At 65.3% G+C, this 24,707-nt stretch carries 22 protein-coding genes and 1 pseudogene; 14 read left to right on the top strand and 9 right to left on the bottom strand.

The window, feature by feature from the left end:
* Positions 1-89 precede the first annotated feature (89 nt).
* Both B2W55_RS21460 and B2W55_RS21455 read right to left on the bottom strand, forming a co-directional pair.
* Positions 90-557, bottom strand: coding sequence for a nuclear transport factor 2 family protein (locus B2W55_RS21460; protein WP_024584295.1), 468 nt, complete (start codon positions 555-557; stop codon positions 90-92).
* Between the two features lie 135 nt (positions 558-692).
* The gene (locus tag B2W55_RS21455) at positions 693-1,493 is read right to left on the bottom strand and encodes an alpha/beta hydrolase (protein WP_024584294.1); all 801 of its coding nucleotides are present in this window, start codon (positions 1,491-1,493) and stop codon (positions 693-695) included.
* Between the two features lie 245 nt (positions 1,494-1,738).
* Between B2W55_RS21455 and infC the strand changes: the two genes are divergently transcribed.
* From infC to rplT, 3 genes are all read left to right on the top strand, one after another.
* Positions 1,739-2,278, top strand: a complete 540-nt coding sequence (gene infC, locus B2W55_RS21450; RefSeq protein WP_024584293.1) for a translation initiation factor IF-3 — start codon at positions 1,739-1,741, stop codon at positions 2,276-2,278.
* A gap of 356 nt (positions 2,279-2,634) precedes the next feature.
* A complete protein-coding gene (gene rpmI, locus B2W55_RS21445) occupies positions 2,635-2,835 on the top strand; it encodes a 50S ribosomal protein L35 (RefSeq protein ID WP_008539890.1) in 201 nt (66 codons plus the stop codon).
* A gap of 72 nt (positions 2,836-2,907) precedes the next feature.
* Entirely contained in the window at positions 2,908-3,267 is a 360-nt protein-coding gene (rplT, locus tag B2W55_RS21440) for a 50S ribosomal protein L20 (protein WP_018269297.1), read from the top strand.
* Positions 3,268-3,269: 2 nt separating this feature from the next.
* Here the strand turns inward: rplT and B2W55_RS21435 are convergent, their stop codons facing one another.
* Positions 3,270-3,680, bottom strand: a complete 411-nt coding sequence (locus tag B2W55_RS21435; RefSeq protein WP_024584292.1) for a hypothetical protein — start codon at positions 3,678-3,680, stop codon at positions 3,270-3,272.
* 209 nt (positions 3,681-3,889) lie between these two features.
* Between B2W55_RS21435 and pheS the strand changes: the two genes are divergently transcribed.
* The 5 genes from pheS (at position 3,890) to B2W55_RS21410 (ending at position 9,776) form a co-directional block, all read left to right on the top strand.
* Positions 3,890-4,972 carry a phenylalanine--tRNA ligase subunit alpha gene (gene pheS / locus B2W55_RS21430; RefSeq protein ID WP_024584291.1) on the top strand — a complete coding sequence of 361 codons (1,083 nt, stop codon included), beginning with the start codon at positions 3,890-3,892 and terminating at the stop codon, positions 4,970-4,972.
* Positions 4,969-5,388, top strand: a complete 420-nt coding sequence (locus B2W55_RS21425) for an ASCH domain-containing protein (RefSeq protein ID WP_024584290.1) — start codon at positions 4,969-4,971, stop codon at positions 5,386-5,388. Before pheS ends, B2W55_RS21425 begins: the two co-directional genes overlap by 4 nt.
* Positions 5,385-7,793, top strand: a complete 2,409-nt coding sequence (pheT, locus tag B2W55_RS21420) for a phenylalanine--tRNA ligase subunit beta (RefSeq protein ID WP_024584289.1) — start codon at positions 5,385-5,387, stop codon at positions 7,791-7,793. Before B2W55_RS21425 ends, pheT begins: the two co-directional genes overlap by 4 nt.
* A gap of 231 nt (positions 7,794-8,024) precedes the next feature.
* Entirely contained in the window at positions 8,025-8,801 is a 777-nt protein-coding gene (locus B2W55_RS21415; RefSeq protein ID WP_024584288.1) for a sulfite exporter TauE/SafE family protein, read from the top strand.
* 30 nt (positions 8,802-8,831) lie between these two features.
* A complete protein-coding gene (locus tag B2W55_RS21410; protein WP_024584287.1) occupies positions 8,832-9,776 on the top strand; it encodes an MBL fold metallo-hydrolase in 945 nt (314 codons plus the stop codon).
* Between the two features lie 345 nt (positions 9,777-10,121).
* On the opposite strand, the gene B2W55_RS21405 is transcribed toward B2W55_RS21410, so the two are convergent.
* On the bottom strand, positions 10,122-11,534 hold the full coding sequence (locus tag B2W55_RS21405; protein ID WP_024584286.1) for a flavin monoamine oxidase family protein: 1,413 nt from the start codon (positions 11,532-11,534) through the stop codon (positions 10,122-10,124).
* 198 nt (positions 11,535-11,732) lie between these two features.
* On the opposite strand from B2W55_RS21405, the gene B2W55_RS21400 reads away from it, so the two are divergent.
* The gene (locus B2W55_RS21400) at positions 11,733-12,614 is read left to right on the top strand and encodes a YiiX/YebB-like N1pC/P60 family cysteine hydrolase (protein WP_024584285.1); all 882 of its coding nucleotides are present in this window, start codon (positions 11,733-11,735) and stop codon (positions 12,612-12,614) included.
* Between the two features lie 176 nt (positions 12,615-12,790).
* Positions 12,791-14,389: a glycosyltransferase family 39 protein gene (locus tag B2W55_RS21395; RefSeq protein WP_029880001.1), complete on the top strand. Its 1,599-nt coding sequence runs from the start codon at positions 12,791-12,793 to the stop codon at positions 14,387-14,389.
* Here B2W55_RS21395 and B2W55_RS21390 read toward each other — a convergent pair whose 3' ends face one another.
* Positions 14,390-16,477, bottom strand: coding sequence for a TonB-dependent receptor (locus B2W55_RS21390; RefSeq protein ID WP_414631655.1), 2,088 nt, complete (start codon positions 16,475-16,477; stop codon positions 14,390-14,392).
* Between the two features lie 256 nt (positions 16,478-16,733).
* Here B2W55_RS21390 and nikR point away from each other — a divergent pair, with 256 nt between their 5' ends.
* Positions 16,734-17,177 carry a nickel-responsive transcriptional regulator NikR gene (gene nikR / locus B2W55_RS21385; protein ID WP_024584282.1) on the top strand — a complete coding sequence of 148 codons (444 nt, stop codon included), beginning with the start codon at positions 16,734-16,736 and terminating at the stop codon, positions 17,175-17,177.
* A 76-nt stretch (positions 17,178-17,253) separates the two neighbouring features.
* Here the strand turns inward: nikR and B2W55_RS21380 are convergent, their stop codons facing one another.
* Positions 17,254-18,201: a hydroxymethylglutaryl-CoA lyase gene (locus B2W55_RS21380; RefSeq protein WP_024584281.1), complete on the bottom strand. Its 948-nt coding sequence runs from the start codon at positions 18,199-18,201 to the stop codon at positions 17,254-17,256.
* A gap of 7 nt (positions 18,202-18,208) precedes the next feature.
* Positions 18,209-19,378, bottom strand: a complete 1,170-nt coding sequence (locus B2W55_RS21375) for a CaiB/BaiF CoA transferase family protein (protein WP_024584280.1) — start codon at positions 19,376-19,378, stop codon at positions 18,209-18,211.
* Between the two features lie 150 nt (positions 19,379-19,528).
* On the opposite strand from B2W55_RS21375, the gene B2W55_RS21370 reads away from it, so the two are divergent.
* The 3 genes from B2W55_RS21370 (at position 19,529) to B2W55_RS21360 (ending at position 22,904) form a co-directional block, all read left to right on the top strand.
* A complete protein-coding gene (locus B2W55_RS21370; protein ID WP_024584279.1) occupies positions 19,529-20,452 on the top strand; it encodes a LysR family transcriptional regulator in 924 nt (307 codons plus the stop codon).
* A 126-nt stretch (positions 20,453-20,578) separates the two neighbouring features.
* Entirely contained in the window at positions 20,579-21,991 is a 1,413-nt protein-coding gene (locus tag B2W55_RS21365; RefSeq protein WP_024584278.1) for an MFS transporter, read from the top strand.
* Between the two features lie 160 nt (positions 21,992-22,151).
* Positions 22,152-22,904: a sulfate transporter family protein gene (locus tag B2W55_RS21360; RefSeq protein WP_024584277.1), complete on the top strand. Its 753-nt coding sequence runs from the start codon at positions 22,152-22,154 to the stop codon at positions 22,902-22,904.
* A 20-nt stretch (positions 22,905-22,924) separates the two neighbouring features.
* On the opposite strand, the gene B2W55_RS21355 is transcribed toward B2W55_RS21360, so the two are convergent.
* Together B2W55_RS21355 and B2W55_RS21350 are read right to left on the bottom strand one after the other, a co-directional pair.
* The gene (locus B2W55_RS21355; RefSeq protein ID WP_024584276.1) at positions 22,925-24,553 is read right to left on the bottom strand and encodes an MFS transporter; all 1,629 of its coding nucleotides are present in this window, start codon (positions 24,551-24,553) and stop codon (positions 22,925-22,927) included.
* Positions 24,540-24,707: pseudogene (locus B2W55_RS21350) on the bottom strand (HlyD family secretion protein); the annotation flags it as partial. The pseudogene B2W55_RS21350 and the gene B2W55_RS21355, both read right to left, overlap by 14 nt.

Here is a 24,707-nt window from a genome sequence, read left to right as displayed (position 1 = left end):
TCCATTCCTCGTCAGCGCATGCGGCCCGATGGATTCCGGGCTCGCGCTTCGCGCGCCCCGGAATGACGGGGGATAGATCCGGTCGCAACTTACGCCAAATGCCGCTTCATCTCCGGCCGCGCCTTCAGCGCCGTGCCCTGCTTGCCGACGATCTTGGCGATCCGTTCCGGCGCGAAGTTCAGGTCGACGAAGGCCGGCGCGGTGTTGGCGACCTCGTGGTACTCCGTGATCCTGCCGTCGCGCAGCCGCATGATCGCGACGCCCTCGAACATCGCACGCGCTCCCTTGGCCTCGGGCAGGGTCGAGCGATAGCTGAACGTGTAGCGCGCATAGACCGTCGTGCCGTCGCTGACGGGATCATGCATGACCCAGCGGAAATCGGTCGCGGTCCTATAGAACCAGTCGTCGATCATCTCGGCGATTTTGGCATGGCCCGCGAAGGCGCCATAGAACACGTCGTGATAGACGCCGTCCTCGGTGAAGAGATCAGCGAAAGCCTTGCCGTTGCGCTGCTCGACCGCGTCGCAGAACGCGCGCAGCATCGTTATTGTATCCATTCGACGTCTCCCCTTCGTGCGCGCGGCACATCCTTCGAGGCTCGCTAGCGCTCGCACCTCAGGATGACGCCTTTATCCGTAGCCGTCACCCTGAGGAGGCCGCGAAGCGGCCGTCTCGAAGGGGCGGCGGCGTGGTTAGATCTCCGCCACCGCGGCGATGATCCGCGCGATGTCCTGCGGCCGCGACAGCCGGTGATCGCCGTCCTGGATCATGGTCAGCACCACATCCTCGGCCGGCAGCCGGTGCACCAATGCGAACGCATGCTTCCACGGCACATCGGGATCCTGCGCGCCCTGCAGGATGCGCACCGGACAGCCGACATCGATCTTGGCTCCGAGCAGCAGATGATTGCGGCCGTCCTCGATCAAATTGCGGGTGATCGGATAGGGCGAGCCGTCGCCATATTCCGATGGCCTCAGCCACATGCCCTTGGTCTCGATCTCCTGCCGCACCTCCGGCGGAAATCCCTTCCACATCAGCTCTTCGGTAAAGTCGGGCGCCGGCGCGATCAGCACCAGGCCGGCGAGCTGTGACCGGCCGCCGCCGGCTTTGCCACGCCGGGCGATCTCACGCGCCAACAGCAGCGCCATCCAGCCGCCCATCGAGGAACCGATCACGACCTGCGGCCCGTTGCAGAACTGCGAGAACACCGCCAGGCTCTCCTCGAGCCAGCGGCCGATCGTGCCGTCGACGAATTCGCCGCCACTTTCGCCGTGGCCGGAATAGTCGAACCGGACGCAGCCGCGGCCGTGCTCCGCAGCCCAGGCGTCGAGCGCGATCGCCCTGGTGCCGGCCATGTCGGACTTGAAGCCACCGAGCCAGAACAGGCCCGGACCGCCGCCGGTTCGGGCGCGGACCGCGATCCGGCGCCGGGCGTCGGCTTTGCCAACCTCGATGAACGCGGGTTCCTGTTCGGATGCGGCGGTTTGGCTCATGGTTCGGTCACTCGCATGTCAGAGATCTGGTTTTCAATCGTCGCGCGGCGTCGGTCAACGGCAGCGCGCCGAGCCTTCAAGCCTCCCGAGCCTTGCGGAGCAGACGCGCCCGCTATATGTGCCGTGCGTGGCGAAAATGCCTCGCATTTGACGGTTTTGCCGCATAGAACGCGAGTTCGCTTGCCCGGCGCAGCGTCTTGCTTCAAAATATCCGCCTTCCCTTTCACAACTTTGGAGAGTTACCCATTCGCCGTCCCAATAGAGCCCCGCCCACAGTCGCAAAAGACGGGCCGCGCACCAATGATGAGATTCGCAACGCGCAGATCCAGCTGATCGATGCCGATGGTGTCAACAAGGGCACCGTCGAGACCATGGTTGCCATCAAGATGGCCATGGAAGCCGGCATGGACCTGGTCGAGATTTCGCCGAACGTCAGTCCTCCGGTCTGCAAGATCATGGACTACGGCAAGTACAAATATTCCGCGCAGAAAAAGGCCGCCGAGGCCCGCAAGAAGCAGAAGGTCGTCGAGATCAAGGAGATCAAGCTCCGCCCGATGATCGACGATCACGACTATGACGTGAAGATGCGCGCGATGCAGCGCTTCTTCGAGGAAGGCGACAAGGTCAAGATCACCTTGCGCTACCGCGGTCGTGAGATGGCGCACCAGGAGATCGGTACCAAGCTGCTCGACAAGGTGAAGGCCGACGTCGCCGAGTTCGCCAAGGTCGAGCAGGACGCCAAGTTCGAAGGCCGCCAGGTCGTAATGGTGCTGGCGCCGCGCTAATTCGAATTAGTTTGTAGTCGCGATGAAATGGCCTGTCAGGCGATCTGACGGGCCGTTTCTGTTTTGGTACCGCGGATGGAGCCATCGGGTCGCGCGAATGCCCGCCCGGTTGGGCTCCATCAGGGCTACGGGACCGGTTCCGACCCCGATTTCCCGCTTCAAACGTTGCAAAACCGCCGATCCTCTGTCATAAGCCGGGCCTTCGCCGCCCGGCTGATCAAGGGCTGCCGTGGCGACGTTCAGTGCAGGTTCTTTCAATTCGGGAAAAACCTCAGCACTTTCAACGCTCTAACGAGCATTTTAGCCGGCCGGACGCCTCTCGGGGCGATTTTCGTGCTGTGCGACAGGAGAGCTAAATGCCCAAGTTGAAGACCAAGTCGGGCGCTAAAAAGCGCTTCAAGGTGACCGCCACTGGCAAGGTCATGCACGCCCAGCGCGGCAAGCGCCACGGCATGATCAAGCGGACGAAGAAGCAGATCCGTCAGCTCCGCGGCACCCGCGTGCTGTTCAAGACCGACGGCGACAACGTCAAGAAGTACTTCTTGCCGAACGCCTGATCGCGCTCCTTCGCTTGAACCCTGCCGCCCCTCGCGCGGCGACCCGTCTCTTCCAGATCAAGGATTTCCGTCATGTCTCGCGTCAAACGCGGTGTGACCGCTCACGCCAAGCACAAGAAAGTCTACAAGGCCGCCAAGGGCTATTACGGCCGCCGCAAGAACACCATCCGCGTTGCCAAGCAGGCGGTCGAAAAGGCCGGCCAGTACGCCTTCCGCGACCGCAAGCGCAAGAAGCGCACCTTCCGCGCGCTCTGGATCCAGCGCATCAACGCCGCCGTCCGTCCGTTCGGCATGACCTACAGCGTGTTCATCAACGGCCTGTCCAAGTCGGGTGTCGTCGTCGACCGCAAGGTGCTGTCCGATCTCGCGATCCACGAGCCGGTGGCGTTCCAGGCGATCGCCGAGAAGGCCAAGGCCGCGCTGGCTGCGTAATTCTAGCGGGCTTTCGGGCCCGCTTTCAGCGCCTTCTGCGAATGGCGCTGCGAAACCTCTGCCCGGCAGAATGCGGTGAACGAGCGGTACATGGTACCGCTCTCGTTGGCGTATTTGTCGTCGCAGCGCTTGAGTTCGTGGGCATAAGCTCGCTTCTGCCCTGCGCCGAGGCCGGACAGGAAGTCCGCCTCGCACTTCTTCTCGACCACTTCGCCGAACTGGACGTCTCCGCTGGCGCCGTATTCGCACGCCCCGAAGATCTTCATCGCGCGGTTGCAGCTCGGCGCCTTCTCCAGCACTGCAATGATGTCGTCCATCTGGGTCGATTTGGCGGGACATTCCTCGGCCGCGGCATGCGTCGCGCCGAGCGTTAGCAGGACCGCTGGCACGGCCAGATAAGTTCGCAGCAACATCGCATGGGCCTCCTCGAGCTCCCCTTGGGTAACCCGGCCTTTGCGCGGGGTTCAATGCTGCCGGCCATCGGCCCGGAATGACCGGCTTTTTGCTTGACGTTACGGCCTTCGGGCGGCGACAACCCAGCCGCATTTTTGGTGCATGGTCCGCGACGGGAGCCCCGGTTCTTCCCGCCAGATCAGGCACCGCTCAAGCGCAGGAATTGACCGTGTCCGACCTCGCAACGCTCGAAAAGTCCATCCTCGACCAGATCGCCGCCGCCGCCGACGAGGCTGCCCTCGAGGCCGTGCGCGTCTCGGCCCTCGGCAAGAAGGGCTCGATCTCGGCCTTGCTCGCCACCCTCGGCAAGATGTCGCCGGACGAGCGCAAGACCGAGGGCGCGAAGATCAACCTCGCCAAGGATGCGGTAACGCAGGCGCTGGCGGCCAGGCGCGACGTGCTGAAGGCAGCCGCGCTCGATGCGCGCCTCGCCGCCGAGACCATCGACGTCACGCTGCCGTTGCGCGAGGCGCCGGCGGAGACCGGCCGCATCCATCCGCTGAGCCAGGTGTTCGATGAGGTCAACACCATCTTCGCCGACATGGGATTTGCGATCGCCGAAGGTCCCGATATCGAGACCGACGATTACAACTTCACCAAGCTGAACTTCCCCGAAGGCCATCCGGCGCGGGAGATGCACGACACCTTCTTCTTCAATCCGAAGGACGATGGTTCGCGCATGCTGTTGCGCACCCACACCTCGCCGGTGCAGGTGCGCACGATGCTGACCCAGAAGCCGCCGATCCGCATCATCTGCCCCGGCCGCACCTATCGCATCGATTCCGATGCGACGCATACGCCGCAATTCCACCAGGTCGAAGGCCTCGTGATCGACAAGGGGTCGCATCTCGGCCACCTGAAATGGATCCTGCACGAGTTCTGCAAGGCGTTCTTCGAGGTCGACCACATCAACATGCGGTTTCGGCCGTCGTTCTTCCCGTTCACCGAGCCGTCGCTCGAGGTCGACATCCAGTGCCGCCGCGACAAGGGCGAGATCCGCTTCGGCGAGGGCGAGGACTGGATGGAGATCCTCGGCTGCGGCATGGTGCACCCGAACGTGCTGCGCGCCTGCGGCATCGATCCCGACGTCTACCAGGGCTTCGCCTGGGGCATGGGCCTCGACCGCATCACGATGCTGAAATACGGCATCGCCGATCTGCGCCAGCTATTTGAAAACGACGTGCGCTGGCTCAACCATTACGGCTTCAAGCCGCTCGATATCCCGACGATCGCAGGGGGATTGAGCTCGTGAATTCGGTTGCCGTGCCCGGCAAATATCATGGCCTGCGGTCATTCGCATTCGGCGACGGGCCGGAGCTCGCCGACGAGCTGCTCGATCTCGTGATCCGCGGTGTCAAGACCGCGACCTGCTGCACGCCGGACGAGCCGAACCTGTCGGCGCCGGGCGAGCGCTGGGTCGTGCTCGACGGCCGCGGCACACCGGCCTGCGTGATCGAAACCACCGAGGTAACCGCCCGTCGTTTCGGCGAGGTCGATGCGGGCTTCGCCCACGACGAAGGCGAAGGCGAAGGCGACCGCAGCCTCGACTACTGGCGCCGCGCCCACCGCGATTATTTCGGCCGGCAGGGCAAGTTCAGCGACGACATGCTGCTGATCTGCGAGCGCTTCCGTCTGATTGAAGTTTTGGACAATAGGTTGGCGTCATGAAGTTCACCCTCTCCTGGCTGAAGGAACATCTCGAGACCGACGAACCGCTCGAGAAGCTCGCCGACAAGCTCACCATGATCGGGCTCGAGGTCGAGCATATCGAGGACAAGGCGAAGCAGCTTTCGCCGTTCACCATCGCGCGCGTGATCTCGGCCGAGCAGCATCCGAATGCCGACCGGCTGCGCGTCTGCATGGTCGACACCGGTGACGGTGGCGCGCCGGTGCAGGTGGTGTGCGGCGCGCCGAACGCGCGCGCAGGCCTGATCAGTGTGTTCTCGCCGCCCGGCACCTATATCCCCGGCAAGGACATCACGCTCGGCATCGGCACCATCCGCGGCGTCGAGAGCCGCGGCATGCTGTGCTCGGCGGCCGAGTTGCAGATTTCGGAAGACCATGACGGCATCATGGAGCTGCCGGCCGATGCGCCGCTCGGCAAGGGCTATGCCGACTGGGCCGGGCTCGGCGATCCCATGATCGAGATCAACCTGACGCCGAACCGGCAGGACTGCACCGGCGTGCACGGCATCGCGCGCGACCTCGCCGCCGCCGACATGGGCAAGTTCAAGGATCCCGGGATCAAGCAGATCAAGGGCGAATTCCCCTGCCCGGTCCAGGTGACGGTGGAGGACGCCGCGCTGTGCCCGGGCTTCGCGCTGCGGCTGGTGCGCGGCGTGAAGAACGGGCCGTCGCCGGAATGGCTGCAAAAGCGGCTGACCTCGATCGGCCTGCGCCCGATCAACGCGCTGGTCGACATCACCAACTTCATGACCTATGACCGCGCCCGCCCGCTGCACGTGTTCGACGCCAAGAAGGTGAAGGGCAACCTCACCGTACGTCGCGCGAAGGATGGCGAGACCCTGCTCGCGCTCGACGGCCGCACCTACACGCTCGACAGCAATGTCTGCGTGATCGCGGACGAGCACGGCGTCGAATCACTCGCCGGCATCATGGGCGGCGAGGCCTCGGGTTGCGATGAGGACACCACCGACGTGCTGATCGAATCGGCGCTGTGGAACGAGATCAACATCGCGCAGAGCGGCCGCAAGCTCGGCATCAATTCGGACGCGCGCTATCGCTTCGAGCGCGGCGTCGATCCGGCCTTCATGGTGCCGGGCCTCGAGCTCGCGACCAGACTGGTGCTGGAGCTGTGCGGCGGCACGCCGTCCGAGAACGTCGTGGTCGGCAAGCAGTTCGGCGAGGATCGCATCATCGACTTCCCGCTCAGCGAGGTGAAGCGGCTCGCCGGCATCGAGGTGCCGTTGGTCGAGGTGAAGCTGATCCTCACGCGGCTCGGCTTCATGCTGGCCGGCAACGGCCCGGTGGTGAAGATCGCGGTGCCGTCCTGGCGCACCGACGTGCAGGGCAAGGCCGACATCGTCGAGGAGATCGTGCGCATCGTCGGCGTCGACAAGGTGCCGATGACGCCGTTCGAGCGTGGCGAGGAGCCGCGCAAGCCGGTGCTGACACCGATGCAGCTGCGCACCCGCCGCGCCAAGCGCGGGCTCGGCGCGCGCGGCATGGTGGAGGCCGTGACCTGGTCGTTCATCACCAGCGACGCAGCAAAACTGTTCGGCGGCGGCCAGAGCGAGCTGGTGCTCGCCAATCCGATCGCGGCCGATCTCTCCGACATGCGGCCGAGCCTGCTGCCCGGCCTGGTCGGCGCCGTGCAGGCCAATATCAACCGCGGCACGCCCGACGTGGCGCTGTTCGAGGTCGGCCAGGTATTCCGCGGCGACAGACCCGAGGACCAGCTCATTGCAGCTTCGGGCGTGCGCCATGGCTACGCGTCGTCGAAGGGCATCGGACGGCACTGGACCGGCTCGACGACGGCGGATGCAATGGATGGCAAGGCCGACGCCTTCGCCGTGCTGGCGGCTGCCGGCGCGCCGATGCAGGCACTCCAGATCGTGCCGGGCGGCCCCGCGTGGCTGCACCCGGGACGTTCCGGCACCATCCAGATCGGTCCGCAGAACGTGCTCGGCTGGTTCGGCGAGTTGCATCCGCGCGCCGCCGAGGCGCTGGGCGCAGACGGACCGATGATCGTGTTCGAGGTGATCCTCGATCGCATCCCGCAGGGCAAGCAGCGCGCGACGCGCGCCAAGCCGGTGCTGGAGCTCTCGGCGTTCCAGCCGGTGTCGCGTGACTTCGCTTTCATCGTCGACCGCGGCGTCAAGGCCGGCGACATCGTCCGCGCGGCCCAGAATATCGACAAGAAGCTGATCACCGACGTGACCGTGTTCGACGTCTACGAGGGCAAGGGCATCGATCCGGACAAGAAGTCGGTCGCGATCGCGGTGACGATCCAGCCGCGCGAGAAGACCATGACCGACCAGGAGATCGACGCCGTCGCGGCCAAGGTCGTCGCCGAAGTGACGAAGAAGACCGGCGGCACGCTGCGGGCGTGATCGGGCCGCGCGCGATGCGCTGCTCGCCCTCTCGCTCGCGGGGGAAAGCTTGTCACCGTCACCCTGAGGAGGCCGCGTAGCCGCCGTCTCGAAGGGTCGACGGCCCGACTGTGGCCGATTCATCCTTCGAGGCTCGCTCCGCTCGCACCTCAGGATGACGGGTCTGAGATGCGGGCGCTTGTCTCAAGACCTGAGCTCGTTTGCCGGCTAACTGATTGAACATTCTCGCTCATGACCTCCCTCTCCCTCATCCCCTCCGACATCTCGACCAACATCGCGCTGGCGATCTGCGCGATCGCCTTCGTGTCGGGCACCGCGCGCGGGTTCTCCGGGTTCGGCTCGGCGCTGATCTTCATGCCGTTGGCGAGCAGCGTCGCGGCGCCGCGGCTGGTGGCGGCGCTGCTGCTGATCATCGATTTCATCGCGGCCACGCCGATGCTGCCCAATGCCTGGACCCACGCCGACCGCAAGGCGACCGCTGTCATGGTCGCAGGTGCGCTGGTCGGCGTTCCGATCGGCACCTATTTCCTCACCGTGCTCGATCCGGTGACCACACGCTGGATCATCTCCGGCTTCGTCGCGGCGCTGCTGGTTCTGCTGCTGTCGGGCTGGCGCTACCACGGCAAGGATCACGCCGCGCTCTCGATCGGCGTCGGCGGCCTCTCCGGCTTTTGCAGCGGCCTGGCGCAGACCGGCGGCCCGCCGATCGTCGCCTACTGGCTGGGACGCCCGATCTCGTCGGTGATCTCGCGCGCCAACATCGTGCTGTTCTTCGGCGCCTCGGATTTCTTCTCGCTGGTCAGCTACTGGTTCACCGGACTGATCACGATCGAATCGGTCAAGTTCTCGCTGATCATAGGCCCGATCTACGGCATCGGCGTCTGGTTCGGCGCCTCGCTGTTCGGCAAGGCCAGCGAGCAGGTGTTTCGCGCGATCTGCTACGCGCTGATCGCCGCCGCCGTCATCGTCGGCCTGCCGGCGCTTGATGGCATTTTGCGTGGCGGGTAGGGTCGCCTCGAAGAGTTCAGGGATGAACCGATGATCGATCGCCGCAATACCTTAAAACTGGCGCTCGGCAGCGCCGCCTTGTTCGCGGCGCCCAGCGTGCACGCGCAAGCCACGAAGCCGCGCACGCGCATCGTGTTCCTCGGCACCAAGGGTGGCCCGCGCGTCGGCATCGGCGCTTCCAATCCGGCCAATCTGCTGGTCGTCAACGACACGCCGATCGTGATCGATTGCGGCATGGGCGTCAGCCGGCAGCTGGTCAACGCCGGCGTGCCGATCCCGTCGGTGAAGTACATCTTCATCAGCCACCATCATTCCGATCACAATCTCGAATACGGCAATCTGTTCTACAACGCCTGGGCAGCAGGCCTTTCGACGCCGATCCATTCGTTCGGTCCCAAGGGCATCGAGGCGATGACGAAGGAATATTGGGAGCTGAACAAGTTCGACGTCGAGACCCGGATCGCGGACGAAGGCCGCCCCGACCCGCGCAAGCTCCTGGTCGCGAAAGACATCACCGACGATGGCGTGGTGCTGAAGACAGCGGACGTCACCGTCACCGCGTTCCGCACGCCGCATCCGCCGATCACGGACAACTTTGCCTACAAATTCGAGACGCCGGATGGCACCGTCGTGTTCTCCAGCGACACCGCCTACAATCCGAAGCTCGCCGAGTTCGCCAAGGGAGCCGACGTGCTGGTGCACGAATGCCTCTATATCCCCGCGGTCGATCGACTGGTGGCAAAGACCAGGAACGGCGCGACGCTGAAGAAGCATCTGCTCGACAGCCACACCTCGACCGAGGACGTCGGCCGCATCGCAGCCGCCGCCGGTGTCAAGACGCTGGTGCTGAGCCACTTCGTTCCCGGCGACGATCCCGACGTCACTGACGACGACTGGACCCGGGACGTGAAGACGAACTTCAAGGGCCGCATCGTGGTGGCAAAGGACCTGATGGAGCTGAAGCTGCCGGTGTGAGGCTTGCTACGTCATTCCGGGGCGACGCGTAGCGTCGAGCCCGGAATCCATCGGGCCGCGTGCATCGTAGATAAATGGATTCCGGGCTCTCGCTTCGCGAGCTCCGGAATGACGAGGAGGAAAGAGCCACAGGCAATGCCACACATTCGATGTCGTCCCTGCGAAAGCAGGGACCCATAACCACAGACGGTTATTGGTGAACGACGTTCGAACGACGGGTCCCGATCGCAACATCTGCTGCGGCGTATGGGTCCTGTCCTTCGCCGGGACGACACCCGAGTATACGACAGCACTTGACACCAATCGCTGTGAACACCACGGCTCGGACGTCACTTCACCCCACGCTCAATTCATCGGCTCGGCCGATCGACGCGGCGTGCGGCGCTTGTGTTTGGCGGCAGGCGCCGGCGTCTCCGGCGCAGCCTCCTTCGCCCCGCCGATCCTGCGCAGCGCAGCATCGGCGGCGCGCTCGCCGCTTTCCCAGGCGCCGTCGACCGTCCCCCACAGCGTCTCGTGGGTGGCCTCGCCCGCGAGATACATCGCGCCGATCGGCTCGGTCAGGATCCGGCGGGAGAACTGCGCGCCCGGTGCCGCCGCCGACATCGCACCGAGGATGAAGGGCGACGCATTCCAGCGCGTCGCGCTGGTCTTCTTGATGGACGCACCGACCTCGCTGCCATAGAGCCGCGTCAGCCATTCCACCGCGAACGCAGCCATCGCCTTCTCGCCCTGCGCCGACAGCTCGCGGCCGAACGAGCCCGCGACGTCGATCGTGCACAGCGAGGAGCCGGCGATGTTGCCGTAGAGCAGTGCCGTCTTGGTCGAATTGCTCTGCTCGATGATGACGTCATCGCGCGACAGCCCGAGCGGATTGCCGGGAATCTCCAGCGCGATGCGATCATAGCTGCCGAGGCTGAGTTTGGCGGCGGCATCCAGCGAACGCTTCGGAAGCTCGGGCGCAAACTTGAGATTGCCGCTCGCCAGCACGTTGCTCGACACGGTGACGATGGCCGCGCGCGCGACGATCTTGCCGGAGGCCGTCTCGACCGTGACGTCGCGATTGCTCCACAGGATGCGCTGCGCCGGCGTCGACAGCGCGAGCGGCAGCCCCTCGCCGAGCTTCGCGATCAGCGCGCCGAGGCCCTGCCGACAGGCGATCGCGGAGTTGCGATCCTGCGCGCGCACCTTGTCGACGCCGGAGAGGTCCTTCAGATCCTTGCCGCTGAAATTGGCGCCGAGCAGGAATTCGGCGGTGCCGGCCCAATCGCCGAGGTCTTTCGGCATGACAGCGGCGCAGGCGATGTCGGCCTTGCGCGAGGCATCGTCGATGGCGCGATTGGCGCGCACAAGGGCGGCCAGGAATTCCTCGGTCTCGCCTGGTCGGGCGTAGCGCCGGCCGATGCGAATCTTCTGGCCCGCAGGCGCCGTCACGATGTCGAGGCCCGCCGAGCGTGCCAGCCGGATCATCGGATTGGTTTCGGGATTGTGCATCCAGCGCGCGCCGCGGTCGAACGGCACGTCGAATGTCGTTGCGTCGGTCTGGCAGCGGCCGCCGAGCTGGCTTGACGCTTCCACCACGATCACCTTGCGGTTCGCGGCGGCGATCCGTCGCGCCGCGGCGATGCCTGCGGCGCCTGCGCCGATCACGACGATGTCGGCCTCGCGCGGCAGCGGCGCAGCAACGGCCCGGCCGCCCAGCACCGGCGCCAGCGCGAGAGCCGCGGACGCCGACAGGAAATCGCGGCGGGTCACTGGCATGACATAGCTTCTGGCATGGTTTCCGGGGACTTGCAGGGAATGGGAACGCTTCGCGAACTGTGCCGCATCTCACCGACCGCAGCAACACTCATGGTAAATCAATCATGATTGATCGATCGATCGCATGAACTAAATTGCAACGGCTTGCGACCATGATTAGGTGAAGACAAGCGGTCATAGAACCGCTGGGGGGAATCCATGGGCGTAATGCTCGATACCGTCGGTAAATGGATCGCGGGGTACTTGTCGAAGGAAGTGCCCGGCTACGAGCCGTTCACGCCGAGCGACCCCGACCATCTGCGTGGCATCATCCAGGAAGGCGATGTCCTGCTGGTCGAGGGCAACAACCGCATCTCCGGCATCATCAAATACCTGACGCAGTCGACCTGGTCGCATGCCGCGCTGTTCGTCGGACCGATCGATGGCGCATTCGAGCCTGACGGCGAGCAGCACGTGCTGATCGAAGCCAATGTCGGCGAAGGCGTGACCTCCGCGCCGCTGTCGAAATATTTCACCTATCACACCAGGCTCTGCCGGCCGGTCGGGCTGTCCTACGAGGACCGCACCACGGTGTGCCGCTACGCCATCAACCGCATCGGCTTCGGTTACGACACCAAGAACATCGTCGATCTGGCGCGCTACCTGTTTCCGCTGCCGATCCCGCAGCGCTGGCGGCGGCGCATGATCGCGTTCGGCTCCGGCGATCCGACCAAGATCATCTGCTCCGCGCTGATCGCGCAGGCGTTCGACGCCGTGCGTTATCCGATCCTGCCCAAGATCACGCGTGCCGCCAGCCGCAAGGCGCGCCGCGAGATCCTGCATATCCGCGATTCCTCGCTCTACATGCCGCGCGATTTCGACATCTCGCCCTATTTCGAAATCGTCAAACCCACCATCGTGCACGGTTTCGACTACACGGCCCTGCACTGGGCCGACAAGCAGAAGCCGCTCCAGGAGGTAGCCGGCGAATTCGGTGTGTTTCCAGAATGCAAGTCGCCGGCGCTTGTTCCTGAAGCGATTGACGAGGAGGCGGCGCTTCCGGCTACAGAAGTGACGACGGCCGAGACCGCACCGGCGTAACGAGAGGCCTGCAAGGCCCTCACGCGATGCGGACAGTTCCGTCAACCCGGCCTGGAATCCGTCTCATTGCCCGGCTTCGCCGTTGAGTTCTCGCGGACGCATCACTAGGGTGCGCGCGCTTCGGCATATTTTCTTTCGGTAGTTTTACGGTGTTTTCGTTGATCAGTTTCTCGGCGATGGCCGCGGCGTCGGACAAGGATCCGGCGCGCTGGCGCCGTCCGTTCATCACATGGCTGGAGGGAATCGAGACCGGCTGGTCGATCCCGCTGCTGCTCGCGCTCTTCGTCGCGATCTGGACCGGCTATCTCGTGATCGCCTATCTCGGCGCCGGCCTGCATCCCGACGTGCTCGAGACCTGGACGCTCGGCCGGCACCTCGCATGGGGATATCCCAAGCATCCGCCGCTGATGGGCTGGATCGCGCGGGGCTGGACCACGATCTTCCCCCTGACCGATTGGTCGCTGCAACTGATGGCGATGGTCAACGCAGCCGTGGCGCTCTGGGCGGTCGACCTGATCTCGCGCCGCTTCGTGCGCGGCGAGAAGCGGGTGATCGTGCTGCTGCTGTTGATGCTGCTGCCGGTCTATCAGTTCCACGCCCAGCGCTTCAACGCCAACACGGTGCTGCTGGCATCCTGGCCGCTGGCGACCTACTGCTTCCTGCGGGCGTTCGAGGCGCCGAAGCAGCTGCGCTGGGCGATCGCGGCCGGTGCGGCCTGCGCGCTCGCGATGCTCGGCAAGTATTATTCGATCTTCCTGGTCGCGAGCTTCGGCCTTGCCGCCATGCTGCATCCGGACCGCCGCCGCTATTTGCTGTCGGCCTCGCCCTGGATCTCGACGCTGGCGGGGACGCTCGTGCTCGCAGCGCATCTGCACTGGCTCGCCACGACGGGCGCGACCACATTCGACTATGCACTCGCGCATGCCGGCGCCGATCACGTCGCGGCGCTGTGGGAGGTCGCTTACTTCATCATGGGACTGAGCGCGGCGCTCTCGGTCGCGGCGGTGACCTGGGTGTTCATTGCCGGCCCGCGACTGGCGCGGTGGCCGGCGGATTTTCGCGCGATGAATGCAGGGCTCCGTCTGCTGCTGCTGATCGCGATCGGGACCATCATGTTTCCGGCCCTCGTCTCGCTCGTGGTCGGCACCGACCTGCCATCGCTGTGGGCGGTGCAAGGCTTGTTCCTGTTCGTCGTTCTGATCGTGTGCGCAGCGAGCTATCCGATCGAGCGCTTCTACGTCGTCAACCTGACGGTGATGGTCGCCGGGATCGCCGTTCTCGCGGTCGTCGTCGGAGCGCCGCTCCACGCGCTCTATCGCAACGCGCGCGGCTATGACGAGGGCCGCGACTTCTATCATGCCGTCGCGGCGGAGCTCACCACACGATGGCACAACGCCGCCACAACGCCGCTCACGGCGGTCAGCGGCGACGATTCGCTGGCCTTCGCCGCTGCGTTCTACAGTCCGGACCATCCGTTCTATTCGCGGCCGTTTGCCTATCAATACACCTGGGGCTTGCCGCGCAAGAGCACGCTCGATCGCGGCTGGGCCGCATTGTGCTTCGCCGACCAACCGGATTGCCTGAGCTGGATGGCGCGCACGACCTTGCGCGCGACCGACGTCATCCGCACCGAGTTCGATGCCCGGGCCATGCTGCTGGGCCGGCCCGGCCGGACCCGACGGGTCGTGATGCTGATCGTGCCGCCGTATGACGCAACGCCGGCCGTCCACCCCGAGGTCGAGGATTTCAGCTCGAACCGTCGCGCCTATGACTGATCAGAACGTCGCCGCCAGCGTCAGCCGGACGGCGAGCGGCTCGGCCGGATGCACATGGCGGTCGCCGACGCCGTCGATCGGCTCGCCCGGCAACCGCGACAGGTAGTAGTATTCGATCTGGTTGGTCTGGGCGTTGAAGAGATTGAGGACGTCGAGTTGCAGCCGCATCCCGTTGTCGAATTTGTAGCCGGCACGGGCATTGACGATGAATGACGACAGCGAGCGAACGCTGTCGTCCTCGATCAGCGGGCGCGGACCGAAATAGCGGGCGCGCAGGCTGCCGAACCAGCCGGTGTCGCGGCCGAAGGTGACGCCGCCGCTGGCGACCCAGGCCGGCGCACCGGGAATGAAATTGCCGACCGGATCAAAATCGGTGAAGCGGGCGCGGGTATAGGCGAGATCGAAATCGAAGCTCATCCACGGCAGCACCTTGTACTGGTTGGTCCACTCGACGCCGACGCGCCGGCTCGGCCGGCTCGGCTCGGTGGTGCCGGCGTCGCCGACGAACAGCAATTCGGAATCGAAGTCGAGCACGAACACGGCAAGCGACGAGGTCAGCCCGTCGATCGCCTTGGTGCGGATGCCGAGCTCGGCGCCCTTCGAGCGCACCAATAGCGGCACGCGTTCGAGCGGCGTGATCTTGTCGTTGGGATCGACCGTGATGGTCGCACCGCGGATATCGTTGGAATGCAGGCCGAAGCCGGCATTGCCGTAGAACTCGGTCTTGTACCAGGGACCGAGCACGATGCCGGCCTTCGGGCTCGTCATCGCCGCCTGCGCGTTGCCGGAATTCTGCGGCGTGTCGCTCAATACATGCCCGGCGAAATAGTCCTCGCGGATACCGACCGTGGTGCGCAGCCAGTCGGTCCAGCGCGCGGTGGTATCGGCCCACAGCGCGACGCTGCCCTCCTGCACCTGATCGTTGCGCACGGTGGACAGGATCTCGCGCTGCGCGGTCTTGAACAGGCCGACATTGATGTCGTCATAGCGGGTCTGCACGCCGACCCGGGTCTGGGTATCGATCCCGGCAACACGGACATCGAAGGCGTGGCTGGCGTCGACACCGTAGACGGTACGCCTGTCGGTCTGGCTGAACTGGTCGCCATTGACGGGATCATCGAGGAAGTAGGTGAAGTCGTTGTAGAGTTGCAGCGAGGAGCGGATCACATAGGCGTTGAGCTTGGTCTGGCCGTAGTCGCTCGACTGCGCCCAATTGCCCGACAGGCTGAACCGGCTCGAGGTGCCGCCGTCGGTCGGATCGAGCGAGCCGTAGCGGTCGATCAGACCCTGGTCGATCGCGCGCTGCGCCACCTGGTCGGTCGAATTCCAGCCGTTGGAGTAGGCCATCGCGGTCAGCGAGAAGCCGTCGGTCGCGGTGCCCTGGCTGTACCGCAGCACGCCGTTCAGCTTGCGGATATTGTCGGGCACGTCCCACGGGCCGTTGTATTTGTTGGCCTCGAAAGCCGCGACCAAGGTGCCGTCGCCGAGCTTGGTGGAGCCCGCGGCCATCGCGCGCTGATAGCCGAAGCTGCCGACCGTGATCTCGGCGATATTCTTCGGCAGCCCATTCAGATAGTTGATGTCGACCGCGCCGGCGGATGCGAAATCGCCCTTGTCCGCGAAATACGGACCCTTGCGGACGTCGACCGACTGGATCAGCTCGGGGATCAGGAAGTTGATGTCGGCATAGCCCTGGCCGTGGCCATGGGTCGGCATGTTGACCGGCATGCCGTCGACGGTGATGGCGAGATCGGTGCCGTGATCGAGATTGAAGCCGCGCAGGAAATACTGGTTGGCTTTGCCCTCGCCGGAGTGCTGGGTAACGATCAGGCCCGGCACTGCCTCCAGAACCTCGCCGACGCGCGACACCGGTCGTGCATTCAATTCCTCGCCGCTGATCTGCCGCTCGCTCGCGGCGGTCGGTTGCAGATTGGCGGATATGGTGGCAGAGCCGCCGGTGACGCCGCCGGCGGCAGAAGCGGATTGATTGGCTTGCGGCGCAGCCGGCCTGCGGACGCGGGCGGCGACAGGATGCGGGCGCTGCGATGGCCTGGCACGCTTGGGCGAGGTCTGATCGGGCGACGTCACCGTCACCGGTGGCAATTGTCCGGGCGCGGCGGCAGCCGTCTGCGCTTCGGCGGCCGGTGCAAATGCTGCAATGGATGCGGCGGCGGGAAATATCCGCCATACAGAACGACGCAACACCCATGCCCCCGCGTGATACCTGTTACAGTCACGCGACGACCGCACCAGCTTCAACCCATCCCGACCAGCGAACGCTAGCAAGCACGGTATGACGTTACAAGAAATATATCATATTCGCGCTCAGCAACACGGATAGCCCATGCAACGCATCACCATCACCATCGAGGATGACCTGCTCGCGGAGATCGACGCCGCCGCCGAAGCGCGCGGCTATCAGAACCGCTCCGAGATCATCCGCGACCTGACGCGCGCCGGTCTCCAGCAAGGCGCTGAGGCGACCCCGTCAGGGCAATGCGTCGCAGCGCTGGTCTATGTCTATGATCACGCCGCGCGCGACCTGTCGAAACGCCTGGTGCAGAGTTTCCACGGCCATCACGACCTGTCACTGGCCACGCTGCATGTCCATCTCGACGACGACAGCTGCATGGAGGTGACCGCGCTGAAGGGCGCCAGCAGCGAGGTCCGCCATCTCGCCGACCATGTCATCGCCGAGCGCGGCGTGCGTTACGGCCGCGTCGTGATGATCCCGACGGCGGCGGACAAGAAGCCGCGCAAGCGGGGACATAAACATACGCATGATTGAGTAAGCCTACCTCTCCCCGCATCCGCCTTCGCCCAAAGGCGGGCGTCGGCGGACAAGAGCGGGGCGAGGGAGAAAGTCACGCCGCCTTCGCTTTGGCGCCGCGCGGCAGGCCGGCACGGGCGAGGCCGCCATAGAGCGCTTCGCCCGGCATCTCGGCTTTCAGGATCGATCGCACCTCGACCAACCGGTCGAGATCGATGCCGGTCGGAAATCCCTTGCTTTCGCACAGGAAGACGAGATCCTCGAACACCACATTGCCGGTGGCGCCCGGCGCGAACGGACAGCCGCCGAGGCCGCCGAGCGAACCGTCGAGCACGCGGGCGCCCTCATCGAGCGCGGCGGAGGCGTTGGCGATGCCCATGCCGCGGGTGTCGTGCAGATGGACGCAGACCGGCTTCGATCCCGCGATCTTCACCGCACCACGCGTCAGCTCGCCAACCGCCTTCGGCCCGGCATAGCCGACGGTATCGGCGATCGCGACCATGTCGACGCCGACCTCGTAGAGCTTCTCGGTGAGGCGCAGCACCTCGCTCGGATCGACCGGACCGACGATCGAGCAACCCAGCCCCATCGAGATCGCGGCATTGACCAGCGGCTTGTGCGCGCTGGCGTCGCGCAGCTCGCAGAGCCGCTTGATGTTCTCGATCGCCGATTCGCGCGAGCGGTTGGCATTGGCCTGGCTGTGCTCCTCGGTCGCCGACACCACCGAGGCGATCTCGGCGACGCCGGAGGCCAGCGCCTCGTTGACGCCGCGCTCGTTCAGCGCCAGCGCGACGCCGTGCGCGCTGGGCAGCGCCGCGATGGTGGCGACGACGTCGCGGACATCGACGAATTGCGGGAAGGTCCTGGCCGGCAGGAACGAGCCGACCTCGAAATGCCGGACGCCGGCGGCGTATTCGTCGCGCACCCAGCGCTGCTTCGCCGCGGTCGACGGGAAACTCTTCACCAGTTGCAGGCCGTCGCGCAGGCCGACCTCGCGCAGGCTCACTCTGTTGTCGGGATAGATGTCGTGGACGCGGGTCATGTCAGCCTCACGCAGCGTTGCCGGTTGATGAAATGGTCTGCTGGTCGAGCTCGGCGCGTACCGCCTCGGTATCGGCGCCGAGCACCGGCACCTTCAGGCCTTCGCCGATATTGTGGCCGTTCCATTCGAGCGGCAGCGCCGGGACACGGAACGGCTTGCCGTCGGCGTTCAAATTGTTGACCAGCCCGCCGGGGCGCAGCACGTGCGGGTCCTGCAACAAATCCTCCGGCCGGTTGATCGGCGAGAAGCAGATGTTCAGCGCATCGAGCCGCGCCGAGAGGTCGGCCACGTTCCAGCGCTTGATCACCTCGGCGACGCGCGGAATGATGCGGTCGCGCGCCATGATGCGGTCTGTCGTGGTGCGCAGCGTCGGATCGTCGGCGAATTCGGTCAGGCCAAACTCGCGGCAGAAGCTCTGCCAGTGACCTTCGGTGACAACGCCGATGAAGATGCGGTCGCCGCCGGCGGTATCGAAGATGTCGTAGATCGGCCAGGCATGCTCGCGCTCCGGCATCGAGCGCGGCTTGCGCCCGGTCATCTCGTATTCGACCATGTGCTGGGCGACCAGGAACAGGCAATTCTCGAACAGGCCGATGCGGATATCGGCGCCGTTCCGGTTGCCGCCGCGCTTCTGATAGAGCGCGGCGAGGATCGAGATCACCCCGAACATGCCGCCCATGATGTCGTTGGCGGAGGAGCCGACGCGCTGCGGCTTGTCGCGCGTGCCGGTCATCGCGGCGAGCCCCGACATCATCTGCACGACCTCGTCGAGCGCCGGCCGATGATCATAGGGGCCGGAGAGAAAGCCCTTGTGGCCGGCGATGATCAGATGCGGATATTTCGCGCGCAGTTCTTCAGGCCCGAGCCCCTGCTTGTCGAGCTGGCCGTCGCGAAAATTCTCCAGGAACACATCGGCGCTGGCGAGCAGAAGGTGCATCGTCTCGCGATCCTCGGGCCTGGCCAGATCGAGCACGACGCTGCGCTTGCCACGGTTGAACAGCGGAAAGAACGAGACGCCCATGCCGCCGAGCGAGCGCGTCTTGTCGCCGGCGGGAGGTTCGACCTTGATGACCTCGGCGCCGAGTTGCGCCAGGATCATGCCGCAGGTCGGCCCCATCACCATGTGGGTCATCTCGACGACCCTCACGCCCTCCAGCGGCAGTCCGCTCCCGGTCATCGGTTTCTCCGTGCTCGTTGCGCTCTGGCTTCGACGCGTTTTCGTCGGGCGAAAACGCTCCCTGATCGGCGCAGGTTAGGCTTCCGTACGCTATCTGAAAAATATAATCTGTCGAATAGTGTGTTCGTCATTCCAGAACGCTGAACCCCGATGGATTCGCGCCAGCTTCGCTATTTCATCGCCGTCTACGAGCAGCGCAACCTGTCGCGGGCGGCGGACCAGGCCAATGTCGCGCAATCCGCGCTCAGCCACCACATCGCCAACCTCGAAGCTGAGTTCGCCACCCCGCTGTTCGAGCGCAAGCCACGCGGCATGGAACCGACCGCCGCGGGCGAGCGGCTCTACGAGCATGCCCGCATCATCCTGCGCGCCATGGCAGCGGCCGAGCGCGAGATCAAGGAAGGCGGCAGCGAGATCGCGGGCGACATCTCGATCGGCATGGCCAATTCCGGGATGAAGGCGATCGGCGTGCCGCTGATGCGGACCGTGCTGACCAAATATCCCAACCTGAAACTGTCACTGACCGAGAGCCTGTCGGGCGCGACGCTGCTGCACCTGCTGAGCTCCGACGTCGACCTCGCGCTGGTCTACAATCCGCCTTCCGAAAAAGACCTGATCGCCGAGCCGGTGCTGGAAGAGCAGATGTTCTGCGTCGGCACCGAGAAGCTGATCGGCAAGAAGGCCCCGATCAGCTTCGAGGAAGTGGCAAGGCTGCCGTTGATCCTGTTGCGGCACGGGCTGTCGGCGCGTGCGCTGCTGGATGATCCCGTGCCGCTGAAGCGGCTGGAGGCCAATGCGATCCTGCATCTCAATTCGACCAGCGGCATGATCGGCGCGCTGACCGCGGGCCTCGGCTGCACGATCGCGACGACGCATTTCGTCAGCGAGCCGTTGAAGGCGCGATTGCTGGTCGCGCGCGAGGTCGTCGAGCCAACACTGACCCGCACGCTCTATCTCTGCCGCCTGCGCAACCGCCCGATGACCTACGTCATGGAGGAGATGTGCCGGCTGATCCGCTCCCTGATCGCCGATCAGGTCGGCCGCGGCGCCTGGGAAGCAACGCTCCTGATCTGAGATCGAAAATATCGAACGATTGCTTCGATATGTTCGTCTGGATTTCTGGCTTGCGGCTGCCAAACATGCGCGACCGGAACGCCTTCGCAAGAAAGGCGGCCACTGGACCACACGGGGAGGACCATCATGAGCGCCATCGAACTCGGCTCGGTTGCCGATCCCGCCACCACGACCAGCGGACCGGACCAGATCTCACGGCGGCTCGAGGCGCTGCCCGCATCCGCCTATGTCTGGCGGCTGGTGATCCTGCTCTCGCTCGGCGGCTGCTTCGAAATCTACGACCTGTTCTTCACCGGTTACATCGCGCCGGGCCTTGCCCGCAGCGGGCTGATGACGACGACGACCCAGGCCTTCTTCGGCTTCTCCGGGATCGGCGCCTTCGTCGCGGCGACCTTCGCCGGCCTGTTCATCGGCACCTTCTGCCTCGGCTTCCTCGCCGATCGTTACGGGCGCAAGGCGGTGTTCACCTGGTCGCTGCTGTTCTACAGCGCGGCGTCGGTCATCATGGCGTGCCAGACCACCCCTAGCGGCCTCTTGCTGTGGCGCTTCATCGCCGGAATCGGGATCGGCATCGAGGTTATCACCATCGACGCCTACATCACCGAGCTGGTGCCGAGCTGGATGCGCGGCCGGGCCTTTGCGATCAACCAGGCGGTGATGCTGTCGGCGGTGCCGATCGTCGCCGCATTGTCGTGGTGGCTGGTGCCGCTCTCGCCGCACGGCATCGACGGCTGGCGCTGGGTCGTGCTGATCGGCGCGGCCGCCAGCATAATCATCTGGGTGCTACGGCTCTACGTGCCGGAGAGCCCGCTCTGGCTGGCTCGTCATGGCCGCGCTGCCGAGGCCGAAAGGATCATGCGGACGCTCGAAGCCGCCGCAGGTCCCGCGGCGGCTCGCCCCATCGTTGCGGCCGCGGTGGCGCCGCCGCGCCCACGGGCCGAGGCCGGCTATGCCGACCTGTTCAGGCCGCCCTACGCCTCGCTCGTCGTGCTGTTCATGATCTTCAATCTCTGCCAGGCGTTCGGCGTCTACGGCTTCTCCAATTGGGTTCCGGCGTTGCTGGTCGAGAAGGGCATCAACGTCACCAAGAGCCTGCAATACTCATTCATCATCGCGGTCGCCTATCCGCTCGCACCGCTGTTGGCCGCAACCTTCGCCGATCGCTTCGAGCGCAAATGGATCATCTGCGGCGCCGCCGCCGCGATCGCGGTATTCGGCCTCGCCTTCGCGCAGCTCACCGAGCCGGTGCTGCTGATCGCGAGCGGCGTGCTGGTGACCGGCGCCAACATGACGCTGTCCTACGCCTATCACGCCTACCAGACCGAGGTGTTCCCGACCGCGATCCGGGCGCGCGCGGCGGGGCTGGTCTATTCGATGAGCCGGCTCAGCGCGACCTTCTCCGGCTTCATCGTGGCGTTCATGTTGAAGGAGGCCGGCGTCGGCGGGGTGTTCGGCCTGATCACCGCGGCAATGATCATCGTGATCGTGGCGATCGGCATCTGGGGACCCAATGTCCGCGGCAGGCCGCTCGACGCCTAGGTTCCCCCGCGCGTTCCTTGGCGCGAAGCCGGTGCCCGTCCCGCATCACGTGCGGGACAGGCTTCGGTTGAAAACGCTTTGACCGCGGCACAAACGGCACTTGCCGAAGCCATATTGGGTGGCTACCTCTCGCTCGTCATTTGCTAGAGGTAACCCGATCATGTTGGACGCCGCCGTCAAGGCGCTTTCGCAAATCCTGTCGCCGCCGATGCGCACCATCCTGTGGCGCTCGATCGGGCTTGCGCTGGTGCTGATCACCGTGCTGGCGATCGGATTGCAGCGGCTGCTGAGCTGGTTTGCCGACTCCGGCGAGGTCTGGGCCGAGGGCATGCTCGGCCCCGGCTTCCATTCCATGCTGCATGTGCTGTCGTGGGTGATCTCGATCGCGGCGGGCCTCGGCGTCGTGCTCGGCGGCATCTTCCTGATGCCCGCGATCACCTCGCTGGTGGCGAGCCTGTTTGTCGACGATGTCGCCGACCATGTCGAGCGCGAGCACTATCCGGCCGACCACCCCGGCGTGGCGCTCCCGGTCACGCTCGCCACCGTCGAAGGCGTCAAGACGGCGCTGCTGACGATCCTGGTCTACGTGGTTGCGCTGCCATTCGTGCTGTTCGCGGGCGTGGGCTTCATCATCTTCTTCATCGCGACCGCGTGGCTCTTGGGCCGCGAATATTTCGAGCTCGCGGCGATGCGGTTCCGCTCACCTGATGATGCCAAGGCGATGCGCAAGGAGAACGCGGCGACGGTCTTCACCGCCGGCCTGTTCATCGCAGCGTTCGTCTCGATCCCGATCGTCAACCTGGCGACGCCGCTGTTCGGCATGGCGTTCATGGTCCACATGTACAAGCGGCTGTCCGGCCCGCGCCGCGAACTGATGGAACCGAACCGGCGTCAGGAAATCTCGATGCGGTGACTCGGCGCGGACTTGCGCCGTCAGGTCGACGCGAGGCCGAGCCTGCGCATCACGATCTTCACGACGCCAGGCGGTACCGGCGACAGCGGGCCCTCCGGCGCGCGCGTGATCAGGGCGACCAGGAGCAGCGCCAGGATGGCGAACCAGAAGCACAGCCAGAAGCCGTCGATATAGGCCAGCGTATTGGCCTCGCGCTGCACCAGCGCGGCGAGCATGCCGACGGCGCGCCCCATTGCCGTCCCCATGCCATGGCTGGAGAACTCGCCCGCCAGCCGCTTCAGCAGGTTGACGACATCGACATCGCCGTTCTGGACATGCTGTCCGAGATAGTTCGAATGGATCTGCTCGCGGACACGCAGCCAGGTCCCCATCAACGCGATGCCGATCTCGGCGCCGCCGAGCCGCATGATCTGGATATAGGCCGCGAAAGCCGTCGCCCGCGATGGATCGGCGTTCGCCAACGCCATCACGATGATCGGCAGCAGCGTGAACGCCTGCCCGATCGATGTCAGCAGCACGATACCTTCGAAGTCCTCGCGCGCCCAGACATGGCTCAGCTGGGTGCCCCAGAGATTGGCCGCCGCGAATGCCGCGAAGCCGAGCACGACGACGACACGCGGATCGAGATGCCGGAGCAGGACGATCGAGAACGGCACCAGCACGAACATCGGCAGCGCGCCGTAGATGAACAGCAGCGCGCCCGATTGCTCCGGCCGCAGCGCGGTGACGGTGCCGAGGAAATTCGGCACCAGCGACGAATTGGACAGGCTGGTCAGCGTGTAGAGCAGGATGACGATCAGCGAGAGCCCGACATTGCGCGAGAACAGCACGTTGAAATGCGCCCAGGGCCGAGGCGCGACCATCTCGTTGATCATGAAGGCGATGATCAACAGCCCGCCCCCGATCAACAGCGCCATCACGGTGCCCGACGACAGCCAGTCCAGCCGGTTGCCCTGATCGAGGCCGGCATAGACCATCGCCACGCCGGCGCCGAGCAGCAGCATGCCACCCCAATCGGCATGATGCAGCAGGTCGCGATTGACCGGCTCGTTCGGGGTGCCGAGATAGACCATCAGGCCCATCAGCGGCGCGATCACCACGCCCTGCCAATACAGCCACTGCCAGCCGAGATGCTCGACATAGAACCCGACCAGCGAGCTCGACGAGTCCAGTGCGAAGCCGACCCGGATCGAATACATCGCGATCCCCGGCAACCACCAGCGGATCGGCAGGTTGCGCAGGATGATCATCAGCGTCGCCGGCACGAAAGTACCGAGCAGCATGCCGTGCACGATGCTGAGGGGAATCAGCAGCGCGAAGTCGTGCACGAACGGGATGACCAGCGACACCACGGCGTAGAGCAGGCTCGGGATCCCGAGCACGCGGCGCAGCCCGAACACGGTGGCGAGCCAGGCCACCGCGGGCGCCACGAAGATCTGCGAGCCGATCGCAGCCGTCGAGAGCCAGGCGCCTTCGTCGAAGGTCAGCGAGAACGCGCCACGCAGATCGGGCAGTCCGACCGAGGTCAGGCGGCTGTCGAAATTCGCCAGGAATGCGCCGAGCAGCACGGCGACGACGGCGAACAGCGGATAGCGCGCAACGTCGCCGCGCGAGACCGGGCCGCGATCGAGGTCGTCACTTTCCGCCATTGGCGGCCGCCTCGCCGGTGTTGATGCGGGTGACGACCGACATGCCGGGCAGCAGCCGCTCGAGCAATGGCTGGCCCTTGTCGAACCGGATCCGGACCGGAATCCGCTGCACCACCTTGGTGAAATTGCCGGTGGCGTTGTCGGGCGGCAGCAG

This window comes from Bradyrhizobium sp. UBA2491 (genome assembly GCF_002341725.1).
Taxonomy (GTDB): Bacteria; Pseudomonadota; Alphaproteobacteria; order Rhizobiales; family Xanthobacteraceae; genus Bradyrhizobium.
Note: the sequence above shows the minus strand (reverse complement) of the source record. Positions and strands in the feature narration are given on the sequence as shown.

Excerpts from the sequence above, each read along its gene's own strand:
- B2W55_RS21395 (WP_029880001.1), top strand. The coding sequence starts at position 12,791 with ATGGCCGCGGCGTCGGACAAGGATCCGGCGCGCTGGCGCCGTCCGTTC.
- B2W55_RS21400 (WP_024584285.1), top strand. The coding sequence starts at position 11,733 with ATGGGCGTAATGCTCGATACCGTCGGTAAATGGATCGCGGGGTACTTG.
- B2W55_RS21370 (WP_024584279.1), top strand. The coding sequence starts at position 19,529 with ATGGATTCGCGCCAGCTTCGCTATTTCATCGCCGTCTACGAGCAGCGC.
- B2W55_RS21455 (WP_024584294.1), bottom strand. The coding sequence starts at position 1,493 with ATGAGCCAAACCGCCGCATCCGAACAGGAACCCGCGTTCATCGAGGTT.
- rplT (WP_018269297.1), top strand. The coding sequence starts at position 2,908 with ATGTCTCGCGTCAAACGCGGTGTGACCGCTCACGCCAAGCACAAGAAA.
- B2W55_RS21405 (WP_024584286.1), bottom strand. The coding sequence starts at position 11,534 with ATGCCAGTGACCCGCCGCGATTTCCTGTCGGCGTCCGCGGCTCTCGCG.
- B2W55_RS21375 (WP_024584280.1), bottom strand. The coding sequence starts at position 19,378 with ATGACCGGGAGCGGACTGCCGCTGGAGGGCGTGAGGGTCGTCGAGATG.
- B2W55_RS21380 (WP_024584281.1), bottom strand. The coding sequence starts at position 18,201 with ATGACCCGCGTCCACGACATCTATCCCGACAACAGAGTGAGCCTGCGC.
- B2W55_RS21355 (WP_024584276.1), bottom strand. The coding sequence starts at position 24,553 with ATGGCGGAAAGTGACGACCTCGATCGCGGCCCGGTCTCGCGCGGCGAC.
- B2W55_RS21435 (WP_024584292.1), bottom strand. The coding sequence starts at position 3,680 with ATGTTGCTGCGAACTTATCTGGCCGTGCCAGCGGTCCTGCTAACGCTC.
- B2W55_RS21365 (WP_024584278.1), top strand. The coding sequence starts at position 20,579 with ATGAGCGCCATCGAACTCGGCTCGGTTGCCGATCCCGCCACCACGACC.
- B2W55_RS21410 (WP_024584287.1), top strand. The coding sequence starts at position 8,832 with ATGATCGATCGCCGCAATACCTTAAAACTGGCGCTCGGCAGCGCCGCC.
- pheT (WP_024584289.1), top strand. The coding sequence starts at position 5,385 with ATGAAGTTCACCCTCTCCTGGCTGAAGGAACATCTCGAGACCGACGAA.
- B2W55_RS21360 (WP_024584277.1), top strand. The coding sequence starts at position 22,152 with ATGTTGGACGCCGCCGTCAAGGCGCTTTCGCAAATCCTGTCGCCGCCG.
- rpmI (WP_008539890.1), top strand. The coding sequence starts at position 2,635 with ATGCCCAAGTTGAAGACCAAGTCGGGCGCTAAAAAGCGCTTCAAGGTG.
- B2W55_RS21460 (WP_024584295.1), bottom strand. The coding sequence starts at position 557 with ATGGATACAATAACGATGCTGCGCGCGTTCTGCGACGCGGTCGAGCAG.
- B2W55_RS21415 (WP_024584288.1), top strand. The coding sequence starts at position 8,025 with ATGACCTCCCTCTCCCTCATCCCCTCCGACATCTCGACCAACATCGCG.
- nikR (WP_024584282.1), top strand. The coding sequence starts at position 16,734 with ATGCAACGCATCACCATCACCATCGAGGATGACCTGCTCGCGGAGATC.